The following is an 8,369-nucleotide window of genomic DNA, read 5'->3' as shown; positions in this document are numbered from 1 at the left end:
GGAACTTGCCGACGATCTCAACATCCATGTCAGGTACCTCACGCAGTGCCGACGACGAAACTCACCGTGGTGGCGGTGCTCCCGCCGAAATTGAGAGTGCCGAAGGTCCGGGCGCCCTCGACCTGATACTCGCCCGCCGCGCCGCTGGTTACGGCGCGCGTTGGCGAAGTTGAGCTGCGCCACGGCCCGCAGGTGCGCGTCGTCCAGTCCGTAGCGGCGGTCGTACTCGTGGGCAACCTCGGCGAACATGGACGGCCACAGGTAACGAGCGCCTTGACCCTCGTGTCCGGTCCACGCGGCCGCACCGAGATGCTGGGCGGCGGTGTCGCCGGGCACGGTCTTCTCGAGTTCGACCCCCACGACGAGCGCACAGTCGTAGGCGCCTGACCGTAGATCGGCCATCGCCGACAGCGCCGCCACGCTACCGGAGGCGCATGCCGCCTCGTGTCGCGAAGCGGGGGTGTCCCACAGGCCGTCGCGCACCGAGGCCGGCATCGCCCCGAGGTGACCTTGGCCGGCGAACATCTCGCCGAAGGCATTCGCGACGTGGACTACTTCGATGGCGGCGGCGTTCACGCCGGCCGATGCGAGCGTGCCCTCGACGACCTCAGCGGTCAGGGCCGCGAAGTCGCGGCCCTCCTTGGTGAGGTTGCGGGCAAAGTCGCTTTGGAAACCGCCGAGGATCCACACTCCGGTCGAGCCGCCCATAAGCGCACGCTACTCCGCCGGGTCCCGGAAAAGGGCGGCCCCGTCGGCTCTCGGGCTGAACCGACGGGACCTAGGCGAACACGAAGGCCGGCCGACGTGCACGCCTCTTTTGCATCATTGCCACGCGGGACGTTCAACAAACATGGTCAGTCAAAGCTTTTTGGGTAAGCCTCGCGGTTTTTCGTCCGTCGTCGCACTGGCCTAGACGGTTTTTTCGACAAGCTCGGTCGGCTCGGGCCCGTCCGACGGGCGTGCCGGGACGACCCGACGTTGCACATCGGCCCGGTCGACGGCGGCCAAGTCGATGCCCTTCGTCTCGCGGGCGAACAGGACGGACACCGCGCTCACCGCCGCGGTAGCCGCCAGATACCAGGAGATGGGCACCGCGGATTTGTAGGTCTCGAGCAAACGCACCGCAATGATCGGCGCCAGCGAGCCGGCCACGATCGAGGTGACCTGATAGCCCAGCGACACCCCCGAATACCGCATCCGGGTCGGGAACATCTCCGCCATCGCCGCGGGCTGGACCGCGTACATCAGACCGTGGAACACCAGTCCGATGACGATCGCCGACATGATGATCGCGTCGCGGCCGCTGTTCATCATCGGGAAGGCGAAGAAGCCCCAGCTGCACGCGCAGATCGCGCCGACGAAATAGATTGGGCGCCTACCGAATCGGTCACTGAGATGGCCGGTTAGCGGGATGACCGCGAAGTGCACCGCGTGCGCGGCCAGCAGCCACCACAGGATGACCTTGGTGTTGGCGTGCACCTGCACCTTGAGATAGGTGATGGAGAAGGTGACGACGAGGTAGTACATGGTGTTCTCGCCGAATCGCAGGCCCATCGCGGTGAAAACGCCACGCGGGTAATGCTTTATCACCTCGACCACACCCATCCGGGTCTTCTCGAGGTGATCTGCCTCCTGCTGGGAGGCGCGGAAGATCGGTGCGTCCGTCACCTTGGTGCGGATGTAGTAACCGATGAGAACGACGATCGCGGACAACCAGAAGGCGACGCGCCAGCCCCAGCTCAGGAACGCCGCGTCCGAGAGCGTCGAGGTGAGAACCAGCAGCACCGCGGTGGCCAGCATGTTTCCGCTCGGGACACCGGCCTGCGGCCAGCTGGCCCAGAACCCCCGGCTGGACTTCGGGCTGTGTTCGGCGACCAGCAGAACGGCTCCACCCCACTCGCCGCCGACGGCGAAACCCTGGAAGAAGCGCAGCACCACCAGCAGGGTCGGTGCCCAGTACCCGATCTGCGCGAAGGTGGGCAGACAACCCATGGCGAAGGTGGCGATACCAACCAGCAGCAAACTGAACTGCAGCAGTTTCTTACGTCCGTACCGGTCCCCGAGCTGGCCGAAGACGATGCCGCCGAGCGGGCGGGCGGCGAAACCGACCGCGTAGGTCACGAAGGCGGCCAGGATTGCGTCGAGCTCGTTGCCGCCCCGGGGGAAGAAGACCTTGCTGAAGACCAGCGTGGCCGCGGTCCCGTAGAGGAAGAATTCGTACCATTCCACCACCGTGCCGGCCATGGACGCGGCGACCACCCGGCGAAGATACGCTCTGCTCTCCGTTAGCTTGCCTTGCGAGTCGTTACCCACACTCATCTTTTCGCCCTCCTTGGCGGGCCGCCCACCCGAGGTGCCGAGCAGATTGTGTTTGCCTGAATCGGCTTCTTACTAGTCCGCGAAAGCGTTGGGCGTGCCGGCGTGGGGAGCGTACCTGGCCGGCCGCCGTACCGGAGGGCGTCTGTCTGAACAACTGGTGACGGTTAGCGGCGCCCGCACACAGAGCGGGACTCAGCAAACTGCCGAGGGCCCGCGAAGCCGGGGGAGGAGATGCGTTGCGACACGGTCACGGATGGATACCTATCGACTCATCACCGGTCACAGGAGCCGCGCTGGTCACTATCGTCACATGGGCCAGCTACCGACGTCAATGCGGAGTCACCGTCCTCGAAAGGTGTTACATGTCGGCGATTTTTCGAAGTGTGTCGCTAAAGGTGGCGTCGGCGGCCGCTGTCGGACTGGTCGTCGTCGTGGGTCCCACGCCGGTGGCGAACGCCACCCCCTGCGGCGCGCCTGAGGCCAACATCGACCCGCCGGCCGCGCCACCTTCGATGCCCATGCCGCAGCCGGTCGTCCAGCCACCGACCGGCCGCAGGCCGACTCACACGAACGACCAGGCGCCGCTGCCCAGACTGGGTCCGCTGATCTCCTCGTTGCTGCGACCGACTGCGCCGACCCCTCGGTCCGCTCCGATGCGACCGCAAGCGGAGGTGTTACCTCCCGGGCCGAACCCGCCCGCGCCGGGCATCCCCGCGCCGCCGAATGCCAACCAGCTGCGTCCGAACGCGGCCCCGATCCCGCAGCCACAGCCGGAGCCGGCGCCGCCACCTCCGTCGATCGCGGGAGCCCCGACGTCGCTCGTGGACTGGGTGACCGGACCCAACGGCCCCAACAAGACCCTGGAACGTTTCAGCATCTCCGGCACCGACCTCGGGATCGCCTGGGACAACGGCGATGCCGCCAACCGTCAGGTCCTCATGGCGTTCGGTGACACCTTCGGCTACTGCAAGGTGCACGGCCAGCAGTGGCGCTACAACACGCTGTTCCGCAGCAACGATCACGACCTGTCTCACGGAATCCACATCGCCGACGGGGCGCCAAACAACCCATACTCTGGCTCACCCGTATGGGCGCCCGGACTGTCCAAACAGGTCGTCAACACCATCCATAAGGCGGCGCACGAGACGGGCATCATTCCGACCGCGGCGATGTCGATGGGCCGAACCCAGTACATGAGCTACATGTCGATCCGCCAGTGGGGTCGCGACGGCGAATGGTCGACGAACTACTCGGCCATCGCCCGGTCCAACGACAACGGCCAGAACTGGGGAATCTTCCCCACCTCGATCCGCACGGCCTCGGCGGACGCGATCCCGGGCGCCGGGTTCACGCCGGGAAATGAGAATTTCCAGATGGGTGCGTTCCTGAAGGGCAACGACGGCTACGTCTACCAATTCGGAACCCCGTCGGGACGCGGCGGCGCGGCGTTCCTGTCGCGAGTTCCACCGAGCCAATTACCCGACCTCACCAAGTACCAATATTGGAATGGCGACGACGGTGGCCATTGGGTGCCGAACAATCCCGGGGCGGCGACACCTATTTTCCCGGGCCCGGTCGGCGAAATGTCCGCCCAATACAACAGCTATCTGAAGCAATACCTGGTGCTCTACACCGATGGCGGCAGCAACGACGTCGTGGCCAGGACCGCGCCGACGCCGCAAGGACCGTGGAGTCCCGAACAACCGCTCGTGTCGTCGTTTCAGATGCCCGGCGGTATTTACGCGCCGATGATTCATCCCTGGTCGTCGGGCAGAGACCTGTATTTCAACCTGTCGTTGTGGTCGGCGTACGACGTGATGTTGATGCACACCGTGCTTCCGTAATTCGTGTCAAATCCGTAATCGTGTCGCACCTCTAATTACCACCAAGCAAGGCGCACCCTTAGTAAATGACCTTGTGAGAGAGGAGATCGAGGATGATCACCTTTGACAACCACGCAACATCGCGAAACCCCGGCAACCCGCCGGCGCGGCGCGAAACCGTTGAGGTGTGCATCGAGGGCGTACAGCGCGCGAACGGCGCTCTCCGACTGGGCATCGTGGTAAGCGGACGGGATTGCCGGCGACGCCACTACGGGTGACCCCGGCGCACCGCATCCGATTAGGGATCGGGCGGCGGTGGTGGGGGAGTCCATCGCTTGCCGTCCGTTGTCCATCCGCACGGCAGGTAATTCCACTGGACGCCGTCGAATGACAGGCATTTGGGTCCAAAGGGCGGCGGTGACGGGCCCGGCGACTGCGATTCCGGGTAGGCGACAGCCCCGCTGAGCATTAAAGCTCCGACGGCCAGAAATATCGCTGCGAATTTCTTCATCGCGGTTTCAGCGATTGCGCTCGCCAAAGCGATTGCAGCTATCGTTGCGCCCTTGGGTTCACTCTTTCAAGGTTAGTCCGCTGCCCCGTGTAAGGGCTGGAAATCGCCTGACAAAACGCCCTCGGTAACACGGGCCGAAGCCTCGGCGGGAAAGCCGATATGCTCGGCAGCCTATGGATAACGTGCCGTCCGCGGCCTCTGCCGCTCCCGCGTCCACCGCTGCCGCAGGGCAGTCGGGCGCCGGTGAGCAGGATTATCCCGACAAGCTGGACGCCCGGCTGCTCCAGATCGCCGCGGTCTGCGGCCTGGCCAGCGTGATGGCGTTTCTGGACAGCACCGTGGTCGCCGTCGCCCAGCGAACGTTTGTCACCGAATTCGCGACCAGCCAGACGATGGTGGCCTGGACGGTGGCCGGCTACATGCTCGCGTTCGTCGCCGTGATCCCGATAACCGGGTGGGCGGCCGACCGGTTCGGCACCAAACGGCTGTTCATGGGCGCGATCTTCCTGTTCACCCTGGGCTCGTTTCTGTGCGCCATGGCGCCAAACATTCTGCTGCTCATCGTATTTCGGGTGATACAAGGCGCCGGTGGCGGGATGCTGATGCCGCTGAGCTTTGTGATCCTGACGCGTGAGGCGGGCCCGAAGCGGATCGGCCGCTTGGTCGCGGTCGGAGCGGTCCCCTTCTTGATCGGGCCGATCGGTGGACCGATCCTGGGCGGCTGGCTGATCGGCGCCTATGGCTGGAAGTGGATCTTTTTGTTCAACATTCCGATCGGGCTGGCCGCCTTCGTGCTGGTGGCGATCATCTTCCCGAAGGACCGTTCCACCCCGTCGGACACGCTCGACTTCGTCGGAGCGCTGCTGTTGTCTCCGGGCGTGGCGATATTGCTGGCCGGAATCTCGTCCATCCCGGGACGGCACACGGTTACAGATCGCTACGTGTGGGTGCCGACGATCACCGGCTTGGCGTTGATCATCGCGTTTGTTCTGCACGCCTGGTACCGAGCGGATAACCCGCTCATCGATCTGCGACTGTTCAGGAACCGTACGGTCACCCAGGTCAACATCACGCTGCTGGCATTCGCCTGCGCCTTCGTCGGCTTCGGGTTGCTCGTTCCCAACTACTTCCAGGTGGCGCTGCACCAGACGCCGATGGAATCCGGGATGCACCTGGTGCCGATGGGAATCGGGATCATCGTGGCCACTCCACTGGCCGGGCTGTTCATGGATAAATACGGGCCCGGCAAGATGGTGCTGGCCGGGCTCCCGCTGACAGCTGCCGGTCTCGGCGTCTTCACCTTCGGAGTCGCCAAGCAAGCAAACTATTCGCCGATACTGCTGGCGGGCCTGGTGATTATGGGCCTGGGCGTCGGCTTCATCTCGGCGCCGCTGTCGGCATCGTGCATGCAGTCGCTGGCGCCGGAGCAGGTCGCCCGAGGTACGACTCTGCTTGGCGTCAACGATCAGGTTGGCGGTTCCATCGGAGCCGCGTTGATGGCGGTGCTGTTGACCAACCAATTCAATCGCCACGATGACTTGATCGCCGCGAACAAGCTTGCGGAGATGCAACAGGATGCCGCCAGTCGCGGGGTACCGGTCGATCCGGCGGCGATTCCGCACCAGACATTGGCCCCGGGCTTCGCGAGCAGTGTGGCGCACGACTATGCGCACGCCTACACGATGGTGTTCGCCGTGGGCGTCGTACTGGTGCTGGGCACTGTCATCCCCGCCGCCTTTTTGCCGAAGAAACCTGCCGTGCAGGCGACCATTTCCGACCAGTAGTTATCGGCTCACCGATCAGTTGAGATCGGCACCGCACCGGCTTCCGATCGACCCGCTACGGCCGCGTTGCAAACTTTACTCAAGCTATGGACCGATATCGTTGACCTCAGGTATGGTTTGCAAACGTTAACAAAACTAGGGTGACTTTAACCGGCCCAATAACAGCCGAAGAGTCTTGCTGACAGGCTGCAAGCAGGCCGGAGGTTACACAGGCCGCGCGGGGTTGGGTTAAGTCGGATGGAACTAGATGACCGGTCGTTTCCGCTAACGCGCGGACAGCTGGACATATGGCTCGCGCAGGAGACGGGCTTCGCCGGCGAGGAGTGGCAGCTCGGCCTGTTGGTGAAGATCGACGGCGCAATCGACCGTGCCATCCTCGAGCGGGCGATCCAGAAAGTGGCGCTGGAAGCTGAACCCGCAAGGGCCGCGATTTTCCAGCGGGACGGCCAGGTCTTCCAACGGGCGATCGATGACGCGATTCTCGAACTGGATTTTCATGACCTGAGTTCCTCGCGTCAACCGGTGCGGGAAGCCCGCGCGATGGCCGCGTCGATTCAACGCACTCCGATACCGTTCCCGGGCCCGCTGTTCAAATTCGCACTGTTCCAGACGTGGTCCGACGAGTTCTATTTCTTCGCGTGCGGTCATCACATCGTCATCGATGGCACCGGAATGACGCTGCTGGCCCATCGGATCGCGACCGTGTATGCGGCAATGGTTTCCGGCGCCAGTGTTCCACCGGGGTTCTTCGGATCGTTGCGGGATCTGGTTCGCATCGAATCGGAGTACGAAGCGTCGGCCGATTATCTTGACGATCAGGCCTATTGGATCAAGGCTCTGGCCCGTGCAGCGGATCATCGGCTGGCGTCGCCGCTTAGCGACCGTGATCCGTGGCCTTCGGCGCCGGTGCGGCTGGATCCCAAGGTGTTACGCCGCGTTCAGGAGGTCTCCGACGGGTGGAACATCCCGCGCTCATCGGTGATCACCGCCGCGTGCGCGCTGCTGGTGCGGGGCTGGAGCGCGCAGGGGTCTGAGGTGGTGCTCGACTTCCCGGTCAGTAGGCGGGTGCGCCCGGAATCCAAGACGATTCCCGCGATGATGGCCGGGGTGGTGCCGCTGGTGTTCGGGGTGTCGCCGGAATCGTCGGTGGCCGACTTCTGTGCGCAGGTGGACACCCGGATCCGGGAAGCGGTGGCGCACCAGAGGTTTCCGGTGCACGCGCTGGAACGCCAAGCCATCGACGCCGGATCCCTGGCCAATCGGGTCAGCATCAACTTCTTGCCGTCGGCATTTTCACTGGACTTTGCCGGCATCGCGGCCACGGCGTCGTACTCCAATGCAGGCGCCGTGGGGGCGTTCGGGTTGATCTTCTCCGGTGCCGGAGATCAACTCTTCCTCAGCACAGCCGGTGCGGGACAACTGTTTTCGGATCTTGACGTCTCCGACCTCGCGGGACGGTTGCAGCGAGTGCTCGCGGCGATGACCGCCGACCCCGCTCGGCCGTTGTCCTCGATCGAGGTGCTCGATGGGGCCGAGCATGTCCGATTGGACGGCTGGGGCAATCGCGCGGTGCTGACGACGCCGGTTGTTGCGCCGGCATCGATTCCGGCGGTGTTCGCCGTGCAGGTGACTCGGGCTCCGGGGGCGGTGGCGTTGACGTGTGGCGGCGACTCGCTGACGTATGCGCAGTTGGATGAGGCGTCAAACCGGTTGGCGCATCTGCTTATCGAGCATGGTGTGGGCCCGGGGCAGTGCGCGGGTCTGCTGATGGAGCGTTCCGCCGAGGCGATCGTGGCGATCCTGGCCGTGCTCAAGACCGGGGCGGCTTACCTGCCGATCGACCCGGGGGTGCCCGCGGCGCGGATCGAGTTCGTTTTGTCTGATGCCGCCCCCGCCGCGGTGATCACCAACGAGTATCTGCGTTCGCGCCTG

The 8,369-nt window shown here is 64.5% G+C and carries 4 protein-coding genes and 1 pseudogene; 3 read left to right on the top strand and 2 right to left on the bottom strand.

Going from position 1 to position 8,369, the window contains the following annotated elements; translation table 11 throughout:
- Window positions 1–708 (bottom strand): annotated as a pseudogene (locus JOZ00_RS08785) (hypothetical protein); the annotation flags it as partial.
- 201 nt (window positions 709–909) lie between these two features.
- The gene (locus tag JOZ00_RS08780; protein WP_293342576.1) at window positions 910–2,319 is read right to left on the bottom strand and encodes an MFS transporter; all 1,410 of its coding nucleotides are present in this window, start codon (window positions 2,317–2,319) and stop codon (window positions 910–912) included.
- Window positions 2,320–2,681: 362 nt separating this feature from the next.
- On the opposite strand from JOZ00_RS08780, the gene JOZ00_RS08775 reads away from it, so the two are divergent.
- The 3 genes from JOZ00_RS08775 to JOZ00_RS08765 form a co-directional block, all read left to right on the top strand.
- Window positions 2,682–4,163: a DUF4185 domain-containing protein gene (locus tag JOZ00_RS08775; protein ID WP_293342573.1), complete on the top strand. Its 1,482-nt coding sequence runs from the start codon at window positions 2,682–2,684 to the stop codon at window positions 4,161–4,163.
- Between the two features lie 663 nt (window positions 4,164–4,826).
- On the top strand, window positions 4,827–6,437 hold the full coding sequence (locus JOZ00_RS08770; RefSeq protein WP_293342571.1) for a DHA2 family efflux MFS transporter permease subunit: 1,611 nt from the start codon (window positions 4,827–4,829) through the stop codon (window positions 6,435–6,437).
- A gap of 237 nt (window positions 6,438–6,674) precedes the next feature.
- The coding region (locus tag JOZ00_RS08765; RefSeq protein WP_293342568.1) for a condensation domain-containing protein at window positions 6,675–8,369 on the top strand (1,695 nt) is incomplete at its 3' end.

Source organism: Mycobacterium sp., from assembly GCF_019243155.1.
Taxonomy (GTDB): Bacteria; Actinomycetota; Actinomycetes; order Mycobacteriales; family Mycobacteriaceae; genus Mycobacterium.
Note: the sequence above shows the minus strand (reverse complement) of the source record. Positions and strands in the feature narration are given on the sequence as shown.

What these genes read in the sequence shown, in the direction of transcription:
- JOZ00_RS08780 (WP_293342576.1), bottom strand. Translation starts at nt 2,319, where the DNA reads ATGAGTGTGGGTAACGACTCGCAAGGCAAGCTAACGGAGAGCAGAGCG.
- JOZ00_RS08775 (WP_293342573.1), top strand. Translation starts at nt 2,682, where the DNA reads ATGTCGGCGATTTTTCGAAGTGTGTCGCTAAAGGTGGCGTCGGCGGCC.
- JOZ00_RS08770 (WP_293342571.1), top strand. Translation starts at nt 4,827, where the DNA reads ATGGATAACGTGCCGTCCGCGGCCTCTGCCGCTCCCGCGTCCACCGCT.